This window comes from Klenkia taihuensis (assembly GCF_900112525.1).
In the GTDB taxonomy this organism is placed as follows: Bacteria; Actinomycetota; Actinomycetes; order Mycobacteriales; family Geodermatophilaceae; genus Klenkia; species Klenkia taihuensis.
Genome location: NZ_FOMD01000002.1, coordinates 301,716 through 321,442, shown reverse-complemented (window position 1 = coordinate 321,442; position 19,727 = coordinate 301,716). Strand labels below are relative to the sequence as shown.

Genomic DNA, 19,727 nt, shown 5'->3' with positions numbered 1-19,727 from the left:
CCTGCCTAGGGGGTGGGCGGGGCCTCCGCGAACTGCACGCCGAGCTGGCCGGCGGCCTCCTCCAGCACCCGCATGACCGCGAGGGTGTCGGCCAGCGGCATGACCGCGGACTCCGTGCGGCCGGCCAGCACGCCCGCGTGCACCTCGGCGACCTCGTGGCTGTACCCGGTGCCGTCCGGCGGCAGGGTGATCGTCTCCGGCTCGGCGCCGGCGCGGTGCAGCACGATCGTGGCCGGGTGGTGGAACCGCGGCAGGACGTCGACCCAGCCCTCGGTGCCGTACACCCGGGCCTGGCCGGGCAGCGCGTTGCGCAGCGAGGTCATGAGGGCGGCCGAGCGGCCGGCGGCGTACCCGAGCAGCAGGCTGGCCTCGGCGTCCACCCCGGTCGGGAAGGTCGACCCGGTCGCGGTGACGGTGTCGGGGTCCCCGAGCAGCATCTGGGCGAAGGACACGACGTAGACCCCGAGGTCCAGCAGCGCGCCGCCGCCGAGCTCGTGGGCGAACAGCCGGTCCTCGGGGTCGAACTCCCGGGCCACGCCGAGGTCGGCCTGCACGCTGCGCACCTCGCCGACCGCGCCGTCGGCCACCAGCTCCCGCAGCCGGACGACGGCGGGCTGGAAGCGGGTCCACATCGCCTCCATGACGAACACCCCGGCGGCGCGGGCGGCGTCCACGACCTCCTGCGCGCCGGCGACGGTGGCGGTGAAGGACTTCTCAACCAACAGGTGCTTGCCCGCGGCGATCGCCTCCAGCGCCACGGCGTGGTGCTGCGGGTGCGGGGTGGCCAGGTAGAGCACGTCGACGTCGGGGTCGGCGACGAGGTCGGCGTAGGAGCCGTGCGCGGTGCCGATGCCGTGCCGCTGCGCGAAGCCCTGCGCCCGGTCCAGCGCGCGCGAGCCGACGGCGGTGACCTCCGCGCCGGGTACGTGCACGAAGTCGCGCACCACGTTCTCGGCGATGCGGCCCGGTCCGACGATGCCCCAGCGGGTCGTTGTGGTCACGCCCGCGACCGTAGCGGGGGACACTGTCGACCGTGGCCGTGCTGATCGACACCCCCGTCTGGCCCTGGCGCGGCCGGCTGTGGTCGCACCTGGTCAGCGACGTCTCCTACGACGAGCTGCACGCCTTCGTCGCCGCCGAGCTCGGCATCCCGCGGCGGGCGTTCCAGGGCGACCACTACGACGTCCCCGAGGAGCTGCACGCCGTCGCGGTCGCCGCGGGCGCGGAGCCGGTGGGCTGCCGGGAGCTGCTGGCCCGGCTGCGGGGGGCGGGGCTCAGGAAGCCGCACGGGCGCGGAGCAGCTGCAGCTCCGCACTGAGGTTGGCCCGCGCCGGGGCCTCCCAGGGCTGCGCCGTCGGCGTCCGGTAGAGCCGGGGCAGCGCCAGCAACGACTCCAGGACGCCGATCCGGCCGGCGGTGAACGTGGCGTCGTCCAGGTGCCCGTACTCCTCCCGGACGGCGGAGGCGTAGCCGGCGTAGGCCTGCGCGGGGGAGGCGAGCACCGCGAGGTCGGCGTCGCAGAGCACCGCGCCGTCGGCGTCGTCGTCGGCCGGGTCGTGGCCGGCGGTCAGCCGCACCAGCCGGACCACCTCCGCCAGCCGGTCCTCGGGGACCAGCCCGCGCAGCCCGGCCTGCGCCCGCTGCGCGCTGAGCTCCTCGTTGTCCGCGGCGGTGGGGTCGTAGACGACGTCGTGGTACCAGGCGGCCAGGGCGACTGCCGCGGGGTCGGTGGCGTGCCCGGCCAGCTGCCCGGCCACCCCGAGGACGGCGGCCAGGTGCGCCAGGTCGTGGTAGCGGCGGTGGTCCTCGCCCCAGGCGTCGACGACCGCGGCCCACTCGGTGCGGGCGGTGGGGGAGTCCTCGGTCAGGGCAGCGAAGTCCTCGAACTGGACGGTCATGCCTCCACCGTGCACTGCCGCAGCGCGGTGAGCGCGAGCACCCGGGCCACGTGCACGACGTCGGCCAGCGGCACCTGCTCGCGCGGGCCGTGCGCCAGCGCCAGGTCGCCGGGGCCGTAGTGCAGCGTGGGCACCCCGGCGGCGGCGTAGAGCCGCAGGTCGGTGCCGGCCGGGACGTACCGCTCGGCGGGGCGGGGCCGCCCGGCGTCGACGACGGCCCGCTGGACGGCGGGCAGCAGCGGCGAGCCCTGCGGCAGCCGGCCGCTGGCGAAGCTGCCGCCCACCCACTCGACCCGCACCGGGTGCTCGGCCAGCCACGGGTGGCCGGCGCAGAACCCGGCGACGGCGGCCTCGAGCAGCTCGCGGGCGGTCTCCACCGGCTCGTCGACCCGCACGCCGTAGCGGCCCTCGGCGACCAGCCGGTCGGGCACGGAGGAGGACCAGTCGCCGGCGTGCACCGTGCCGATGGACAGGCCGTAGGGCAGCGCGGTGCCGGCGAACCGGTCGACGTCGGACTGCCGGGTCGCCTCGAAGGCGCGCAGCGCGGTGTGCAGCTCGCCGAACAGCTCGACCGCGCTGACCCCCTGGTCGCGCATCGCGCCGTGGGCGGCGAGGCCGGTGACGGTGAGCCGGAAGGTCAGGGCGCCGGCGTTGGCGGTCATCACCGACCCGGCGGTGGGTTCGGGGACGACGCACGCGGCGCCGCGGTGCCCCCGCTGCAGCGTGGCCCAGGCCCCCAGCCCGCCGTCCTCCTCGCCGACGACGCTGTGCACCGCCAGCGGCCGGGCCAGGGCCACCCCCGACGCGGCGACCGCGCGGGCGGCGGCCAGCGCGGCGACCAGGCCGCCCTTCATGTCGCAGGTGCCGCGGCCGTGCAGCACGCCGTCGGCGAGCCGGGGGGTGAACGGGTCGCCGCCCCACAGCTCGGGGTCGCCGGGCGGGACGACGTCGGTGTGCCCGCAGAGCACCAGGCCGGGCTCGCCGTCCCCGCCCAGGGTGCCGACGACGCCCCACGCCTCCTCCCGCACGACCTCCTGGCCGGGGGCGTCGGGCGCGGTGGCCGCGGCGACCAGGTCGATCGCCCACACGTCGGTGTCGGCGCCGAGGTCGGCCAGCCAGCCGGCGACGAGGTGCTGGGCCTCGGACTCCGCCACGGTGCCGCCGACCGAGGGGACGGCGACCAGCTCGCGCAGCCGGTCGAGCGCCCAGGCCTCGTCGACGGCGTCCAGGACGCGGGCCTCGGTGTCGGTCAGGTCGGCCACCGGCACAGTCAAGCGCACTAGGTTCACCGGCCATGACCGCTCCGCCGCCGCCCCCGGGCTGGTACCCCGACCCCGCCGGCAGCCCGGCCACCCGCTGGTGGGACGGCCAGGCCTGGACCGGGCACCTGCAGCAGCCGGCCCCGCCCCAGCGGCCGCGGTACCAGCAGCCGCAGCACCAGCAGGGCCGGTCGATCCTGCTCGAGCAGCCCGTGCTGGTGGTCTCCCAGCGGACGAAGCTGATCGAGCTGAGCAACGAGTACACGGTCAGCGACGGCAACGGCCAGCAGATCGGCGCCGTGGTCCAGGTGGGCCAGTCGACGGCGAAGAAGGCGCTGCGGTTCGTCTCCTCCATCGACCAGTTCCTCACCCACCGGCTCGAGGTCCGCGACGCCACCGGCGTGGTGCTGGTGCTCGTCCGGCCCGCCAAGCTCGTGAAGTCCCGGGTGCAGGTGTCCCGGGCCTCCGGCGAGCCGGTGGGGGAGATCGTGCAGGCCAACGCGTTCGGCAGGATCCGCTTCGACCTGGTGGTCGGCGGTCAGCTGGCGGGGGCGATCCAGGCGGAGAACTGGCGGGCGTGGGACTTCGCGATCACCGACCACACCGGCACCGAGGTCGCCCGGATCACCAAGACCTGGGAGGGCCTGGCCCGGACGATGTTCACCACCGCGGACAACTACGCCGTGCAGGTGCACCGCCGGCTGGAGGACCCGCTCGCGTCGTTGGTGCTGGCCAGCGCGCTGACCGTCGACACGGCGCTGAAGCAGGACGACCGCGGCTTCGGGTGAGGCGTACGGTGGACGACGTCCGGGCCGGGCGACCTGTGTCCCCGGGCTCCACTGGATAACTGCCGCCGGGGAATACCGCTCTTTCGAGGCTGGAGCCCCGGATGCGCAACTCGCCGCGAGGCGACCAGCGTCCGGCTCGGACCCGTACTGCTGCACCGCACGACGAAGGCCCCCTCCCGTCCGGGAGGGGGCCTTCGTCGTGCCGGGCTACTGCTCGTCGGTCTCCCCGGTCTGGCCCAGCAGCCACCCGCAGGGGGCGGCCAGCTCGTTGGCCGCGGCCGGCCCCCACGAGCCGGCGGCGTAGGGCTGCACCCCGGGCCGGTCGTCGAGCAGCGGCTCCACCGTCGCCCACGCCTTGGCCAGGCCGTCGCTGGTGGTGAACAGCGAGCGATCGCCGGTGACCACGTCGTGGATGAGCGACACGTAGGGCGGCAGCGGGGTGCCGCCCTCGATGTCGGCCAGGTCGAGCGTGGTGCGGGTCTGGGTGAGCTCGAGCTGCGGCCCGGGCTTCTTGGCCACGAAGTCCAGGTCGAGGGCGCCGGCCCCGGACAGCGACAGGGTGATCACGTTGCCGTGCTCGGGCACGTGGGTGACCGGCCCGTCGGGCTTGCGCAGCACCAGGGACACCTTCTGCTCGGAGGCGGCCAGCTTCTTGCCCGTGCGCAGCAGGAACGGGACGCCGTGCCACCGGTCGGTGTCCACCCACAGCCGCGCGGCGACGAAGGTGTCGGTGGTCGAGTCGTCGGGGACGCCCTCGATGTCGGTGTAGCCCTCGAACTGGCCGAGGACGACGTCCTCCGCGGCCAGCGGCCGGAAGGCGGCGAGCACGGACTCGCGGGCCTCCTGCAGCGACGCCGGGGACAGGTCGACCGGCGGCTCCATGGCGACCTCGGCGGCGACCTGGAACAGGTGGGTGACCAGCATGTCCAGGGTGGCGCCGGTGGCGTCGTAGAACTCGGCGCGCTGGGCGACGTCCAGGGTCTCGGGGACGTCGATCTGCACCTGCTGCACGTGCTCGCGGTCCCAGACGTGCTCGAACAGGCCGTTGGCGAAGCGCAGCACGTGCAGGTCCTGGGTGCCCTCCTTGCCCAGGAAGTGGTCGATCCGGAAGACCTGCTCCTCGTCCAGCACCGACAGCACCAGCTCGTCGAGCTCGCGGAAGGAGTCCGGGCTGGTGCCGTAGGGCTTCTCGTAGACCACCCGGGAGCCCTCGGTCAGGCCGTGCTCCTGCAGGCCCTTGGTCAGCTTCTCGAAGGCCGTGGGCGGGACGGCGAGGTAGTGCACGTGCTGGGGGTCCCCGCCCATCTCCTGCTTGGTCTCCTCCAGGACGTCCAGGAGGCTGCCCGGGTCGGTCTCGTCGAACCCGCCGCCGGCGAAGCGGAGGTTCCCCACGAACTCGTCCCACGGCCCGTCCTCGGGCTTGGGGCCGAACTCGGTGAGCGCGTCGTGCACCCGGCCCTGGAAGTCCTCGTGCGACACGTCGCCGCGGCCGTTGCCGACCAGCCGCCACTCCTGGGGCAGCAGTCCGTACTGGGCGAGCTGGTAGAAGGCCGGCAGCACCATCCGCCGGGCGAGGTCGCCGGTGGCCCCGTAGAGCACGAAGATCGTGGGGGGCAGGTCGGTGTCGGTGGTCCCGTTGTCGGGCACGGTGGTCCTCTCGTCGCGCGGGTCTCCCACGTGCATGCCCCGTCGACCTGGACACATGCCTGTGAATCCGGATGAGACGGCTCTCATCCCCTCCTCCTGCGGTTCCCACCTGCGCCGGGCACGGTGCTGCCATGACCGCACGCCGCCTGCTCCTCGCCCTGCCCGCCGCCACCGCCCTCGTCGTCCTGCCCGCCTGCGGGTCCGACGACGACGTGAGGGGCGCCGCCTCGACGGCCGGGACGACCACCGGCGGGGCCTCGTCGTCCTCGTCGTCCTCGTCGTCCCCGTCGTCCTCGCCGGACGCCGCCGGTGGCGGCAGCTCCGCGGCGGCCGCGGTCCAGCTCGAGGACCAGTCCGGGGACGGCTCGTCGGTGCAGGTCGCGTCGGTCACCGCGCTGGAGGACGGCTTCGTCGTCGTCTCGCCGGACGACGACGACCGGTCCGGCGCCGGCCAGGTGCTCGGCTCGGCCGAGGTCCCCGCCGGCACCACCACCGACGTCCGGGTCGACCTGGGCACCCCGGTGCCGGCCGCCACCGGTGACGACGACGGCACCGAGATCACCGCGACGCTGTACGCCGACACCGACGGCGACGGCAGCTTCTCCAGCGGTGACGTCACCGTCGCCGAGCCCCAGGACGGCGACGACGACGAGGACGACGGGGACGACGTGGTCGACGACGACGCGGACTACCGGCTCGGCTGAGCTGTGCGGGCCCGGTGAGCGCGCTGGGATCGTGATCGCTAACGTGACGCGGGTCCCAGCGCCGCTCCGACGGGAGACCCCGTGACCCACACCGTCGCACGCGAGGCCGAGCACAAGCTGCCGGTCAAGACCCTGGTCTCGGCCAGCATCGGCAACGCCGTCGAGTGGTTCGACTGGACCGTCTACGCGACCTTCGTCGTGTACTTCGCCGGCCAGTTCTTCCCCAGCGAGAACGCGGCGCTGTCGTTGATCGGGGCCACCTCGACGTACGCGCTGGCCTTCTTCTTCCGGCCGCTGGGCGGCTACGTGCTGGGCCGGTTCGCCGACCTCAAGGGCCGCAAGGCCGGCATGCTGGTGACCATCCTGCTGATGGCCGGCGGCTCGCTGGTCATCGCCGTGCTGCCCACCTACGACGCCGTCGGCTGGCTCGCGCCCATCCTGCTGCTGCTGGCCCGCATCGCCCAGGGCATGTCGCTCGGCGGCGAGGTCTCCAACGCCTCGGCCTACCTGGCCGAGATCGCCCCGCCGTCCCGCCGGGGCCGGTACTCCGCCTTCTTCTACATCTCGACCGGCACCGCGCTGCTGGCCGCCTCGCTGATGGGCGTGCTGCTGACCAGCGTGCTCGACGAGGACCAGCTGCAGTCCTACGGCTGGCGGATCGCCTTCGCCGTGGGCGGGCTGCTCGGCTTCGTCGGCATGTGGCTGCGCCGCTCGCTGGTGGAGACCGACCAGTTCGAGGAGAACGCGGTCAAGGCGCGGGCGACGAAGAACCCGCTCATGCAGACCATCCGGCACCACCCGCGGGCGGTGCTGCAGCTGTGCGCGTTCACGCTGCTGTCGACGCTGTCCTACTACACGTTCTTCAGCGCGCTGACCCCGTTCGCGATCAACTTCCGCGGCGCCGACGGCAACGACGTGTTCATCGCGCTGTCCATCGGCACGGCCCTGTTCGTCGCGCTCTGCTACCCCTTCGGCGCCCTGTCCGACCGCATCGGCCGCAAGCCGCAGATGCTGGTCTGGTCGGGGGCGATGGCGGTCCTGACCGTGCCGCTGTCCTTCCTCGTGCAGGACAACCTGTTCTCGCTGGTCGTCGTGTTCTGCGTGGGCCTCGGCCTCTACGCGATGATGGCGTCGCTGGCGCCGGCGGTGATGAGCGAGCTGTTCCCGACCGAGCTGCGGGCCACCGGCATCGGCTCCTGGTACAACCTCACGGTCGCGCTGTTCGGCGGGACCGCACCGCTGGTCATCACCGCGCTGTCCGACGCGGGGCACCCGGTGTTCTTCTTCGTCTACGTCGCCGTGGCCGCCGCCATCGCGTTCGGCGTCATCCTCACCCTGCGCGAGACGAAGGGCACCGAGCTGCGCTGAGGTGCCCTCAGGCCCGGCCGGCGCCCGGGACGACGTGACCTCCCGATGCCGGGCCGGCCCCCTCAGGCCGAGCGTGGTCGTCATCGCACACCGATGACGAGGAGGACACCGTGGACGCCGTCTGGGGACCGGGAGCCGAGGCCGAGCTGGCCTACCGACGCGAGCAGCTGGCGCGCGCCGCCCGCCGGCGGCGCCCGGAGCGGGGCCGGTGGCCCTTCAGGCGCCGCTGAGCCGTGTCGGAGGGGCGTGCCACGATCCCGGACGTGCCGCAGTGGGTGGAGGTCCCGCTCGTCGGCCGGGACGCGGAGCTCGCCCGGCTGACCGAGCACGTCGAGCGCGCCCGTGCGGGCCGGCCGTCGGCGGTGCTGGTCGCCGGGGACGCCGGGGTCGGCAAGAGCCGGTTGCTCACCGCCGCCGGCGAGGTGGCCCGCGAGCGCGGGGTGCGGGTGCTCACCGGCCACTGCCTGGACCTCGGCGACGTCGGTCTGCCCTACCTGCCCTTCGTCGACCTGCTCCGCCCGCTGCGCGAGGAGCTGCCGGCCGGGCACCCGGCCCTGGTCCCGCTGCTGGGTGCACCGGGTGCCGCCCCGGCCGAGGCCGGGCGGCTGCCGCTGTTCGAGGCCGTGGCCGCGCTGCTGGGTGAGCTGGCGGCACGGCAGCCGCTGCTGGTGGTGCTGGAGGACCTGCACTGGGCCGACCGGTCCAGCCGCGACCTGCTGCGCTACCTGCTCACCCGGCTGGTGGCCGAGCCCGTGCTGGTGGTGGCCAGCTACCGCAGCGACGACCTGCACCGCCGCCACCCGCTGCGCCCGCTGCTGGCCGAGCTGGTCCGGCTGCCCGGTGTCGAGCGGCTCGACCTGCCGCCGCTGCCCGACCCCGACCTGGCCGCGCTGGTGCGCGCGGTCGCCGCCGGCGCGGGCGGCGTCCCCGAGCGGCTGGTCGACGACGTCGTGGCCCGCGCCGAGGGCAACGCCTTCTACGCCGAGGAGCTGCTGGCCGCCGGCAGCCGGGGCGGCGAGCTGCCCTGGGCGCTGTCGGAGGTGCTGCTGGGCCGGGTCGAGGAGCTGGGCCCGGCCGCGCAGCAGGTGCTCCGCGTGGCCGCGGTCGTCGGCCGCCGGGTGCGGCACGACCTGCTCGCCGCGGTGGCCGGCCTCCCCGACGCCGAGCTCGACGCCGCCCTCGCCGAGGCGGTGCACCGGCACGTGCTGGTGGTCGACCCCGGCGGCCGGCTGCGGTTCCGGCACGCCCTGCTCCGGGAGGCGGTGCTGGCCGACCTGCTGCCCGGCGAGCGCACCCGGGTGCACGCCGCGGTGGCCGCCCGGCTGCGCGCCGACGGCACCGGCACCGCAGCGGAGCTCGCGCACCACGCGCGGGAGAGCAACGACCTGCCCGGCGCCTTCGACGCCGCGCTGACCGCCGCCGACGAGGCCGGCGCGGTCGGTGCCCCGGCCGAGGCGCTGCAGCAGCTGGAGGCGGCGCTCACGCTGTGGCCGGCGGTGCCCGACCGGCACGCCGGGGTGCCCGACGGCGAGGTGGGCCTGCTGCTGCGCGCCGCGGCGGCCGCCCGGGCCGCGGGGGAGCTGCACCGGGGCATCGCGCTGCTGCGCTCGGCCCGCGACCTGGCCCCCGCCGACCCGCACCTCGCCGGCCGGGTGCAGTACACGCTGGCCCAGGCCCTGATCCGGGTCGACGACCTGCCCGGTGCCGTCGAGGCCAGCACCGCGGCGCTGGACCTGATCCCGGCGCACCCGCTGACCGCCGACCGGGTGTGGGCCACCACGACGCGGGCCCGCACCGCCTGGAGCGTCGGCGGCGGCGACGCCGTCGCGCGCGACGCGGCCCGGGAGGCGCTGGCCGGCGCCGAGCGACTGGGGTTGGAGAGCGCCTGGTCGGACACGATGATCTCGCTGGCCCGGATGACCGAGGAGGGCGACCCGGCCGCCCGCACCGCGGACCTCACCGAGGCGCTGGAGCGCGCCCGGCGGGCCGGCGACCTCGACGTGGAGCTGCGGGCGGCGTTCAACCTGGCCACGCTCGCCTACGAGTCCGGTGACCTGGCGGCGGCGGTGGCCCACGCCGGCCCGGCCCTGGACCGGGCGGCCGCGCGGGGCGCGGGCTGGAGCTTCTACGCCGCCGAGCTGCGCTACCTGCGGGTGCTCGCCCAGTTCCACGCGGGCCGGTGGGACGACGCGCGGGCCACCGCCGACGAGCTCGTCCGGGTGCCCGACACCGCCGCGCACGTGCGGGTGGCCGGGCTGCACGTGGCGATCGGGCGGGGTGCCGACGTGGCCGAGCAGGTGGAGCAGGCGTGGGCCGTCGGGGACCGGCTGGGCCACGCCGCGCTGGTGCTGTCGTCGGGCAGCGCCGGCATCGAGCTGGCCGCGTGGCGCCAGGACGCGACCGCCGCCGTGGCGGTCGCCGAGCGCACCGTCCGGCGGCTGCGCGAGATCTGGCCGGTGGACTTCCTGGTCGCCGTCCGGCTGGCCGCGGTCGCCCTCGGGCCGGTGGCGGACGCCGCGGCCGCAGCCCGGGTGCCCGGCGACGAGGAGACGGCGCTGCGCTGGGTGGCGGCCGGGGAGCGGCTGGTGGACCAGGCCCGGCAGGCGCAGGAGCTGTTCGCCGAGCACGTCGGCGAGGTGGAGGGCGAGGGCCGGGCCTGGGCGCTGCGGCTGGCCGCCGAGGTGGCCCGGCTGCACGGGCGGGACGACGCCGCCGCGTGGGCGGGGGCGGGCGCGGCGTTCGGGCCGCGCCAGGTGTGGGAGCAGGCCCGTTGCCGGTGGCGGGAGGGGGCCGCGCTGCTGGCCGCGGGCGAGCGGGAGCCGGCGGCGCAGCGGCTGCGGGCCGCGCACGAGGCCGCCGTCGCGCTGGGTGCGGTCCCGCTGCGCACCCGGGTCGAGGCACTGGCCCGGCGCGGCCGGCTCGACCTCGGCGCGGGCGGCGCCCGGCCGGCCGACCCGGCGGCGGTGTTCACCCCGCGGGAGGCCGAGGTGCTCGGCCGGGTCGCCGCGGGCCTGACCAACCGGCAGATCGGTGCCGAGCTGTTCATCAGCGAGAAGACGGTGTCGGTGCACCTGTCGCGGGTGCTGGCCAAGCTCGGCGTCTCCGGGCGCACCGAGGCGGTCGCGGTGGCCGCCGAGCGCGGGCTGCTGCCGTGAGCCGGGTGCTGACCGCGCCGCTGTGGTGGCTGGTCGAGCGGGCGGAGGCCGGCCCCTACCTGCGCCGCGACGCGGAGCGGTTCGCCGAGTGCCTGCCGCGGCCGGCCTGGGCGGCGCTGTCGCCGCGGGCCCGGTTCGGCCGGCTGGTGGTGCACCACCCCGAGTTCCGCTCGGTGGTGCACTACCGGCTCACCCCGCTGCCGCGGGCCCTGCGCTGGCTGCTGCGCCGGGCGTACCCGCCACTGGCCTCGCTGCACATCGGCGCGCCCCACGTGGGCCCGGGCCTGTTCGTGGAGCACGGCTGGTCGACGGTGCTCACCGCGTCGTCGGTGGGGGAGGACTGCTGGGTCAACCAGGGCGTCACCGTGGGGCACACCGGCCGCGGCCAGCCGGTGATCGGCGACCGCGTGCGGCTGGGTGCCGGGGCCGTGGTGGTCGGCCCGGTGCGGGTCGGCGACGGCGCGGTGGTGGGCGCCGGCGCGGTGGTGCGCTCCGACGTCCCGGCCGGCGCGGTGGTGGTGCCCCCGGAGGCGGTGCCCGCCCCTGGCGCACGGGGCCGGCGGCCCGCAGGGTGAGCGCATGACCGACGACGTCGTCCGCAGCCCGAGCGGGGTGCTCGTCCCCGCCTCCGTCGACCCGTTCCACCGCGGGCTGCACCACGTGGCGCCGTCCGGGCTGGTGGGCGACACCGCCCAGACGTCGGGGATGCGCCGCCGGGAGGCGATCAGCGGCGCGACGGTCGGGGCGCGCCACCTCTGGATGGGCCAGACGCACGTGCCGGGGGCGACCAGCTCGGGCAACCACCACCACGGCGACTCCGAGACCGCGATCTACGTCGTGTCGGGCACCCCGCGCTTCGTGTTCCTCGACGTCGAGGGCGACGAGCCGGTGGAGCGGGTGGTGCAGACCGCACCCGGCGACTACGTCTTCGTGCCGCCGTGGGTGCCGCACCGCGAGGAGAACCCCGACCCCGAGGTGGAGGCGGTCGTCGTGATCGCCCGCACCACCCAGGAGGCGGTGGTCGTCAACCTCGACGGTCTGGACTGGTCCGAGGTCCGCATCCCGGGCTAGAGCATCGTGCGGAGGCGCTCCCGGCGCATGCGCAGGACGTCGACCGACGCGCTGGCCGACGGCGGCCCCGGCACGGACTGGCGCAGCTGGGTGTGCACCACCGCGTGCGGGGTCGAGGTCTTCGCCGACACCCGGGAGACCAGCCGGTTGATCTCCCGGCGCAGCTCGGCGGCGTCGCGCCAGCCGTTGGTCTCGTGCTCGTCGGGGTGGTCCTCGACCAGCATGAAGTCGCCGTCGTCGTGCTTGTGGCTGGCCGCGATCCGCAGCCGGAGCTCGTCGTCCCGCTTGGCCAGCAGCTCGGCGGTCTGCTCGGGGGTCAGCAGGCCGGGGATGCCGACGAACTCCTCGTCCTCGGCGGCCAGCGCGGTCGGCCGGTTGCCGGCGCCGGTGTGCGCGGTGCCGCCGTGCAGGACGTGGGCGAACCGGGCGTCGGCCTCGAGCATCTCGTGCTGGGAGAGCGCCCCCTCGCGCGGCTCGCGCGGCGGCAGGTCGAGCTCCTCGAGGTCCTCCTCGGTCTTCCGCGGCGGCGGCATGACGTGGTTGCGCTGCTCCTCCATCGACGCCGCCAACGCCAGCAGCGGCCGGACGGCGGGCAGGAAGACCGTCGCGGACTCCTGCGGGTCGCGGGCGCGCACGACGCGGCCGACGGCCTGCGCGAAGAACAGCGGGGTGCGGTAGGAGGTCATCCAGGCCAGGACGGCGGCGCGGGGGATGTCGACGCCCTCGGACACCATGCGCACGCAGACGGCGATGCGGGCCGAGCCGGTGGCGAACCGCTCGATCTTCTTCGACGCCTTGGGGTCGTCGGAGAGGATGAGCTCTGGGGCCTTGCCGGTGATCCGGCGGACGATGCGGGCGTAGGCGCGTGCGTCGTCCTGGTCGGAGGCGAGCACGAGGCCGGCGGCGTCGGGCATGCCGTGCTCGCGCAGGTGGGTGATCCGCTCGTCCATGGCGGCGATGACGTGCGGCACCCACTGGCCCTTGGGGTCCAGCACGGTGCGCCAGGCGGCCATCTCGACGCTCTTGGTGCCGGCCTCGGTGAGGGAGGCGGCGACCACCTCGCCGGCGGAGTTCCGCCAGCGTGCGGTACCGGTGTAGGCGGCGAACACCACGGGACGGACGACGCTGTCGGCCAGCGCCTCCTTGTACCCGTAGGTGTAGTCGGCGCGGGAGGCCAGGCCGACGCCGCGCTCGCCGTCGTCGGCCTCGAAGGTGTCCTCCTCGTACCGGACGAAGGGGATGCGCTCGTCGACCTTGGTGCGGAACGGGGTCCCGGTCAGGCACAGCCGGCGGGCGACCATGCCGAAGGCGTCGGCCACGGCCTCGCCCCAGGACAGGCCGTCGCCGGCGTGGTGGATCTCGTCGAGGACGACCAGGGTCTTGACCGCGGTGGCCCGGGCCGCGTGCAGCATCGGCTTGCCCGCGACCTGGGCGTAGGTGGTCACGTAGCCCTGGGTGCCGGCGCGGACCGGGCCGACGGCGTTGGTCAGGCCGGGGTCCAGCACGATGCCGGCGCGGTCGGCGGCGTCGGCCCACTGCAGCCGCAGGTGGTCGGTCGGGGCGACGACGACGACGCGCGCGACCTCGCGGCGCTGCAGCAGCCGGGCGGCCAGGGTGAGGGCGAAGGTGGTCTTGCCCGCACCCGGGGTCGCGGTGACCAGGAAGTCCTTGGGGGAGGTCTCCTCGTAGCGCTCGAGGGCCTCCTGCTGCCACGCGCGGAGGGGGCGTGCGCCGGCTGCGTACATCGGTGCGGGGGAGGCCATGGCGTCGTCCATCGTGACCCACGCGGAGGCGACACGCCCAGGCCGGGTTCCCCTTCGCGTGCCGCCCGCAGTCGTGTAGAGGCCCTGTCGACGGGCCGTTGAGCTGGGCATTCGCGGATGATCTCCGCGCGGGTGTGGTCCACGTCTCGCCCGCGTCGGACCGTTCCGTCCCACCCGCCCCGCGTGCCGTCACCGAGCGCACGACTGCGGTGGTCACCCGGCTCGGCTGACCACCGCAGTCGTGCACTCGCCGCCGGGAGCGGGCTCAGTCGGTGGCGTCGTCCACCCAGTCGGGGCCGTTGACCTCGCCCCGGCCGGCCAGGTCGGCGGCGTCGACGATCGTGTACGCGTAGCCCTGCTCGGCGAGGAAGCGCTGCCGGTGGGCGGCGTACTCGCTGTCGAGGGTGTCCCGGCTGACCACCGTGTAGAAGTGCGCCTGCCGGCCGTCGGCCTTGGGGCGGAGCACCCGGCCCAGCCGCTGCGCCTCCTCCTGCCGCGACCCGAACGTGCCCGACACCTGGACGGCGACGGCGGCCTCGGGCAGGTCGATGGAGAAGTTCGCGACCTTGGAGACCACCAGCGTGCGGATCTCCCCGGAGCGGAACGCGTCGAACAGCTTCTCGCGCTCCCGGTTGGTGGTGGAGCCCTGGATGACCGGGGCGTCGAGCGCCGCACCGAGCTCCTCGAGCTGGTCGAGGTAGGCGCCGATGACCAGCTTCTGCTCGTCGGGGTGCCGGTCGAGCACCCTGCGGATGACCGGCAGCTTGGAGTGCGCGGTGGCCGCGATGCGGTAGCGCTCCTCGGGCTCGGCGACCGCGTAGGTCATCCGCTCCTCGTCGTCGAGGGACACCCGCACCTCGATGCACTCCGCGGGGGCGATGTAGCCCTGCGCCTCGATGTCGCGCCACGGGGCGTCGTACCGCTTGGGGCCGATGAGGGAGAACACGTCGTCCTCCCGGCCGTCCTCGCGCACCAGCGTGGCGGTGAGCCCCAGCCGGCGGCGGGACTGCAGGTCGGCGGTGAGCCGGAAGATCGGCGCGGGCAGCAGGTGCACCTCGTCGTAGACGATCAGGCCCCAGTCCTGGGCGTCGAAGAGGTCCAGGTGCCGGTACTCGCCCTTCCGGCGGGTGGTGATCACCTGGTAGGTGGCGATGGTGACCGGGCGGATCTCCTTGCGCTCGCCCGAGTACTCGCCGATCTCGTCCTCGGTCAGCGTGGTGCGGGCGATCAGCTCGCGCTTCCACTGCCGGCCGGCGACGGTGTTGGTGACCAGGATGAGCGTGGTGGCCTTGGCCTCGGCCATCGCCGCGGCCCCGACCAGGGTCTTGCCGGCCCCGCAGGGCAGCACGACGACGCCGGACCCGCCGGCCCAGAACCCGTCGACGGCGGCCTGCTGGTAGTCGCGCAGGTGCCAGTCGGCCTGGTCGAGGGCGATCGGGTGCGCCTGCCCGTCGACGTAGCCGGCGAGGTCCTCGGCGGGCCAGCCCACCTTGAGCAGCGCCTGCTTGAGCCGGCCCCGCTCGGAGGGGTGCACGGCGATCGTGTCGTCGTCGATGCGGGCGCCCAGCATCGGGGCGACCTTCTTGCTGCGCGAGACCTCGGTGAGCACGGCCCGGTCGGTGGTGGTGAGCACCAGCCCGTGCACCGGGTTGTTGGACAGCGTGAGGCGGCCGAAGCGGTCCATCGTGTCGGCGACGTCGACCAGCAGCGCGTGCGGCACCGGGTAGCGGCTGTAGCGCACCAGCGCGTCGACGACCTGCTCGGCGTCGTGCCCGGCGGCGCGGGCGTTCCACAGCGCCAGCGGGGTGACCCGGTAGGTGTGCACGTGCTCGGGGCTGCGCTCGAGCTCGGCGAAGGGGGCGATCGCGGCCCGGCACTCCTTGCTCTGCGGGTGGTCGACCTCGAGCAGCAGGGTCTTGTCCGACTGCACGATCAGGGGTCCGTCGCTCACGTGTCTCCTCCGCGTAGGGCCATCACGACGGTAACCGCGGGCAGCGACAGGAGCTTCCCGCGCAGGTCAGACCCAGGCGGTGCGGCGCAGCGGGGGCTGCTCGCCGCCCGGCTTGACCGCCAGCACCTGGTCCACGCCCATCGCCCCGGACTCGAAGGCCAGCGCGCAGGCGGCCATGTAGAGCCGCCAGACCCGGGCCCGGCCCTCGGTGCTGGCCGCCACCGCGTCGTCCCAGGAGGCCTCGAGGTTGCGCACCCAGGCGCGCAGGGTGAGCGCGTAGTGCCGGCGCAGCGCCTCGACGTCCACGACCTCCAGGCCACCGGCCTCGATCGCGGCGACCATCGACCCCAGCGGCAGCAGCTCCCCGTCGGGGAAGACGTAGCGGGCGATGAAGGTGTCCTCGTCCCAGCTGGTCTCCCCGGCGTTCCAGGCGATCGCGTGGTTGAGCAGCCGGCCGCCCGGGCGCAGCAGCCCGACCAGCCGGTCCACGTAGTCGCCCAGCCGTGCCCGGCCCACGTGCTCGGCCATGCCGATCGAGCTGATCGCGTCGAAGGGGCCGTCGTCGACCTCGCGGTAGTCCTGCACCCGGATCTCGACCCGGTCGGTGAGCCCGGCCTCCGCGACCCGCTTGCGGGCCAGCGTGGCCTGCTCCTCGGAGATGGTGATGCCGACGACGGTCGCGCCGTACCGGCCGGCGGCGTGGATGGCCATGGATCCCCAGCCGCAGCCGACGTCCAGCAGGCGTGAGCCGTCGGTGAGCCCGAGCTTGCGGCACACCAGGTCGAGCTTGGCCTCCTGCGCGGCGTCCAGCCCGGTGTCGGGGGACTCCCACACCGCGCAGCTGTAGACCATCGAGGGACCCAGGACGAGCTCGTAGAAGTCGTTGCCCACGTCGTAGTGGTGGGCGATGGCGGCGGCGTCCCTCCGTCGGCTGTGCCGCAGCCCGTGCCCGCCGAGGTCGGCTTCCTCGGCCGGTGGCTCGGGGTCGCGGCCCAGCCCGCCCAGGCCGGCGACGGTGCGCAGCAGGGCCAGCCGCTCGGCCACCGACAGCGGCCGCATCGGGCCGGTCTCGGACAGCCGGCCGGTGGAGCTGAGCGCGGCGAAGGTGTCGAAGACGTCGTCCTCGATGTCGATGTCACCGGAGACGTAGGCCCGGCCCAGGCCGAGCTGGCCGGGGGACCAGAGCAGCCGGCGCAGTGCCCGGCGGCCCCGGACGGCGACCGCCGGCGCCCCGGGCGGCCCGGCCAGCGACCCGTCCCACCCGCGCAGCCGCACCGGCAACCGCTCGCTGCCGAGCACCGTCCCCAGCACCGTCGCCAACCGGTCCGCGACCGTCCGTCCCTGCGCCATGACTCACCGCCACATTCGTTGCCTCGACCAACTACGTGCTCAAGCCGGTCGCTGCCCCGCTTGTTCCAGGGTGGACCCGGCGGGTCGGTGCTGGCTACCGTCCGGCCGTGCTCCGCGCCCGGTCCCGCGCCGCCCTCGCCACCGTCGTCCTGGCGGTGCTGGCGGCCCTGGCCCTCTCCGTGGCCGACGTCGTGGGTACCACCTCGACGACCGAGGAGCGGATCTCGGTACCCCTGTGGCTGGTCGGCTGGGTGGTGCTGGGCTGGGCCGCGCTGCTCGGGGTCGTCACGCTGGTCCGGCTGCTCCGCGCGGGCAGGCGCCGGGACGCCGCGGTGGCGGCGCTGGGTCTGGCCTGCGTCGTGGTCGTCGCGGTGGCGCACCCGGTCGCGGGCAGCGGCGGCGGCGCCGCCTGAGCCGCCGGCCGGCCCGGCCGCCCGCACATCCCCGACGGTGGCCGCGCGGTGCGCGGTGGGCGGTGGGCGGTGGGTCCGGGATGCCGGGCGACCCCCGGCCGCGAGGGGTCAGGCCTCGTCGACCAGGTCGACCGAGGTGATCCGGTGGACGGCGAAGGTGCGCTGCTCGCCCTTGCCCTCGTCGAACCCGGACAGGAAGCCCCCGCCCAGGGTCATCGGCTGCACCGTGCGCCGGCTGCCGGAGCCCTGCGCGTCGACGTAGCCCAGCCAGACCGGCAGCTGCTCGCGCACCGCCCGAGACAGCAGCTCCAGCGTGCTCGCCGTCGTCACGCCCGGGACCTGGCGGGCCGGGTCGGTGCGGCGGGCGGCCAGCGCGGCGTCCCCGGCGCGGATCTCCCGCACCGTGGCCTCGACCTCGTCGGGCCCGAGCGGGCGCGGCCCGGCCGGGGGTCGGCTGCCCGGCCGCGCGGTGGCCCGGGGCCGCCCGGCCGGCCGGGTGAGGACGGCGCCGCCGGCCGACTCCCCGGCGGGCGCGTAGCCCGCGGCGCGCAGCACCTCGAGCACCTCGTCGGCCGGCAGCCCGCTCACCAGCACGCCCGGTGCCAGCCGGCGCAGCTCCGCCCCCGCGGTGCGCCTGTCCGAGAGCACCTGCGACAGCAGCCCGTGGTCGTCGCTGCGCACGTAGGCCTCGATCGCCCCGACCCGCAACCGGCCGTGCTGGCGGGCGACGTCGTCGACCAGGTAGTCCAGCGCCTGCGGCACCGGGGTGCGCGAGGCGCGGGCGAAGAAGTCGTGCAACTCGGCGGCCGACCAGCCGGAGTCCAGGGCGCGCCGCACGCTGCCGTCGGTCACCCGGAACACCGTGGCCCCGCCCGAGGACTCGACGTCGGCCACCACGGCCAGGGTGCGGGCGAGCTCGGCGACCAGCGGGCCGGGCGCGACCAGGGAGAGGTCGGGCTGGGCGAGCACGTGGTCGACCGGGTCGGGCAGCAGGCCGCGCATGCCCGTCGCGGCGCCCTCCTCGCCCCCGGTCAGCAGCCCGCGGCCGCCGGCGGACAGCCGGCCGCCGACCACGACCCCCAGCTGCTCGGCCTCCCCGACCAGGGCGGGCACCAGCACGAACCGGTCGGCCCGCCGCGGGCTCTGCCACCGCAGCAGCGCCAGCAGGTCGTCGGTGGCCAGGCCGAGACCGGGCCCGAGGTCGCCGAGGGTCGCCAGCAGGGTGCGCCGGACCGCCGGCACGGTGTGCCGGACGACGTCGGGGGAGAGCACGTTGACCGCCTTGCCGGCCAGGTCGCGCTGGCCGACCAGCGAGATCACCCGCATCGAGTCCAGCCAGCCCGCCGCCAGCACCGCCCACCGCTCGGGGAGCGGCTGCTCGCGCCAGGCGTCGGACTCCCGGCTGGGCAGCCACTCGTCGCGGTGCGGCCCGCCCAGGTCGAGCAGCCCCGCGGCGTGCGCGACCTCGACGAAGAAGCCCGCCGCGCCCTCGTCCACGCCCAGGGTCCTCGCCAGCCGCTTCTGGTCGCGGATGGCCATGCCGCCGCTGCGCAGCAGGCCCGCCGGGTCCTCCTCGAGCGCGGCCAGCAGCTCGCCGACCCGCCCGACGGTCTCCAGCGCCGCGCCGGCGGCCCGGCGGTCGACCACGGCCGGGTCCCGGTGCTCGGTCGGCGGCTCGGGACGGCGGCGCACCGGCCCGTAGGGCTGGTCGCCGCGCAGCGCCAGGCCGTACTGGCGGGGCAGCTCGACGTTGGCGGCGTCCACCCGGGTCAGCAGCCCGCGGCGCAGCAGGCGGCGGGCCGGGCTGTCGGGGGCGCTGCCCGCGTTGTCCACGGGCAACCGGCCCAGCGGGTTCTCCCCGGCGAGGGCCTCCAGCACGGCGCGCTCGTCGTCGTCCACCTCGGCCAGGTCGCCCTCGACGTCCGACGGCGGGGGCGTGCGCGGGCGCCCCAGCCCGGCCGGGTAGCGGACGGCGCGGCGGACCGGTTCGGGGGCGTGCAGCACGTCGTCGCCCCACAGCAGGGCGCGGTCGGTGAGCAGCGTGACCGCCTCGTCCACCGGGGCGCCGGGCAGTGCCGCGGTCAGCTCACCGCGGGTCAGCCCGTCGCCGGGTGCGAGCAGGACGACGTCGAGCACCTGCAGCGTGCCGGCGTCGAGCTCGTCGAGGGCGCGGTCCACCGACACCGGCACCGCCAGCCGGGTGGCCAGGCCGACGACGTCGGACGGGGCGGGGCGGGCGACGTCGGGCCGCAGCGCCAGCAGGGTGCCCAGCTGCTCGTCGGTGCGGGTGCGCAGCCAGGCGGCGAGCGTGGCGGGGGCCGCGGCACCCTCGGTCGTGGACATCCGCTCCACGCTACGAC

The 19,727-nt window shown here is 75.7% G+C and carries 16 protein-coding genes; 8 read left to right on the top strand and 8 right to left on the bottom strand.

Annotation, left to right across the window (positions count from 1 at the left end; genetic code table 11):
* Nucleotides 1-5: 5 nt before the first annotated feature.
* Nucleotides 6-1,001 (bottom strand): Gfo/Idh/MocA family protein, encoded by a 996-nt coding sequence (locus tag BM158_RS09450; RefSeq protein ID WP_091557127.1) that lies wholly within the window; start codon nucleotides 999-1,001, stop codon nucleotides 6-8.
* 32 nt (nucleotides 1,002-1,033) lie between these two features.
* Between BM158_RS09450 and BM158_RS09445 the strand changes: the two genes are divergently transcribed.
* Nucleotides 1,034-1,318 (top strand): DUF4031 domain-containing protein, encoded by a 285-nt coding sequence (locus BM158_RS09445; protein WP_091557124.1) that lies wholly within the window; start codon nucleotides 1,034-1,036, stop codon nucleotides 1,316-1,318.
* Here the strand turns inward: BM158_RS09445 and BM158_RS09440 are convergent.
* Both BM158_RS09440 and BM158_RS09435 read right to left on the bottom strand, forming a co-directional pair.
* Nucleotides 1,275-1,898 carry an HD domain-containing protein gene (locus tag BM158_RS09440; protein ID WP_091557120.1) on the bottom strand — a complete coding sequence of 208 codons (624 nt, stop codon included), beginning with the start codon at nucleotides 1,896-1,898 and terminating at the stop codon, nucleotides 1,275-1,277. The genes BM158_RS09445 and BM158_RS09440 overlap by 44 nt on opposite strands.
* Nucleotides 1,895-3,160 (bottom strand): ArgE/DapE family deacylase, encoded by a 1,266-nt coding sequence (locus BM158_RS09435; protein ID WP_091558639.1) that lies wholly within the window; start codon nucleotides 3,158-3,160, stop codon nucleotides 1,895-1,897. The genes BM158_RS09440 and BM158_RS09435 overlap by 4 nt, the downstream gene beginning before the upstream one ends.
* A 32-nt stretch (nucleotides 3,161-3,192) precedes the next feature.
* On the opposite strand from BM158_RS09435, the gene BM158_RS09430 reads away from it, so the two are divergent.
* Nucleotides 3,193-3,945 carry an LURP-one-related family protein gene (locus tag BM158_RS09430; protein ID WP_091557117.1) on the top strand — a complete coding sequence of 251 codons (753 nt, stop codon included), beginning with the start codon at nucleotides 3,193-3,195 and terminating at the stop codon, nucleotides 3,943-3,945.
* A gap of 207 nt (nucleotides 3,946-4,152) precedes the next feature.
* On the opposite strand, the gene BM158_RS09425 is transcribed toward BM158_RS09430, so the two are convergent.
* Nucleotides 4,153-5,628: a glucose-6-phosphate dehydrogenase gene (locus tag BM158_RS09425; RefSeq protein WP_091557113.1), complete on the bottom strand. Its 1,476-nt coding sequence runs from the start codon at nucleotides 5,626-5,628 to the stop codon at nucleotides 4,153-4,155.
* A gap of 95 nt (nucleotides 5,629-5,723) precedes the next feature.
* Between BM158_RS09425 and BM158_RS09420 the strand changes: the two genes are divergently transcribed.
* The 5 genes from BM158_RS09420 to BM158_RS09400 all read left to right on the top strand — a co-directional run bounded on the left by BM158_RS09420 (nucleotide 5,724) and on the right by BM158_RS09400 (nucleotide 11,890).
* Nucleotides 5,724-6,296, top strand: a complete 573-nt coding sequence (locus BM158_RS09420) for a DUF7282 domain-containing protein (protein WP_091557109.1) — start codon at nucleotides 5,724-5,726, stop codon at nucleotides 6,294-6,296.
* 81 nt (nucleotides 6,297-6,377) lie between these two features.
* A complete protein-coding gene (locus tag BM158_RS09415) occupies nucleotides 6,378-7,664 on the top strand; it encodes an MFS transporter (protein WP_091557104.1) in 1,287 nt (428 codons plus the stop codon).
* Between the two features lie 263 nt (nucleotides 7,665-7,927).
* The gene (locus tag BM158_RS09410; RefSeq protein WP_091557101.1) at nucleotides 7,928-10,819 is read left to right on the top strand and encodes a helix-turn-helix transcriptional regulator; all 2,892 of its coding nucleotides are present in this window, start codon (nucleotides 7,928-7,930) and stop codon (nucleotides 10,817-10,819) included.
* Nucleotides 10,816-11,394, top strand: a complete 579-nt coding sequence (locus BM158_RS09405; protein ID WP_091557098.1) for a DapH/DapD/GlmU-related protein — start codon at nucleotides 10,816-10,818, stop codon at nucleotides 11,392-11,394. Before BM158_RS09410 ends, BM158_RS09405 begins: the two co-directional genes overlap by 4 nt.
* A gap of 4 nt (nucleotides 11,395-11,398) precedes the next feature.
* Complete coding sequence (locus BM158_RS09400; protein WP_091557095.1) at nucleotides 11,399-11,890, top strand: cupin domain-containing protein; 492 nt, start codon at nucleotides 11,399-11,401, stop codon at nucleotides 11,888-11,890.
* On the opposite strand, the gene BM158_RS09395 is transcribed toward BM158_RS09400, so the two are convergent.
* From BM158_RS09395 to BM158_RS09385, 3 genes are all read right to left on the bottom strand, one after another.
* On the bottom strand, nucleotides 11,887-13,653 hold the full coding sequence (locus BM158_RS09395) for a DEAD/DEAH box helicase (protein WP_229827726.1): 1,767 nt from the start codon (nucleotides 13,651-13,653) through the stop codon (nucleotides 11,887-11,889). The genes BM158_RS09400 and BM158_RS09395 overlap by 4 nt on opposite strands.
* Nucleotides 13,654-13,918: 265 nt before the next feature.
* On the bottom strand, nucleotides 13,919-15,604 hold the full coding sequence (locus tag BM158_RS09390) for a DNA repair helicase XPB (RefSeq protein WP_091557086.1): 1,686 nt from the start codon (nucleotides 15,602-15,604) through the stop codon (nucleotides 13,919-13,921).
* A gap of 66 nt (nucleotides 15,605-15,670) precedes the next feature.
* On the bottom strand, nucleotides 15,671-16,954 hold the full coding sequence (locus tag BM158_RS09385; RefSeq protein WP_091557082.1) for an SAM-dependent methyltransferase: 1,284 nt from the start codon (nucleotides 16,952-16,954) through the stop codon (nucleotides 15,671-15,673).
* Nucleotides 16,955-17,061: 107 nt separating this feature from the next.
* Here BM158_RS09385 and BM158_RS09380 point away from each other — a divergent pair, with 107 nt between their 5' ends.
* Complete coding sequence (locus BM158_RS09380) at nucleotides 17,062-17,367, top strand: hypothetical protein (RefSeq protein WP_091557078.1); 306 nt, start codon at nucleotides 17,062-17,064, stop codon at nucleotides 17,365-17,367.
* Between the two features lie 108 nt (nucleotides 17,368-17,475).
* Here BM158_RS09380 and BM158_RS09375 read toward each other — a convergent pair whose 3' ends face one another.
* Entirely contained in the window at nucleotides 17,476-19,710 is a 2,235-nt protein-coding gene (locus tag BM158_RS09375; RefSeq protein ID WP_091557075.1) for a helicase C-terminal domain-containing protein, read from the bottom strand.
* Nucleotides 19,711-19,727: the final 17 nt, after the last annotated feature.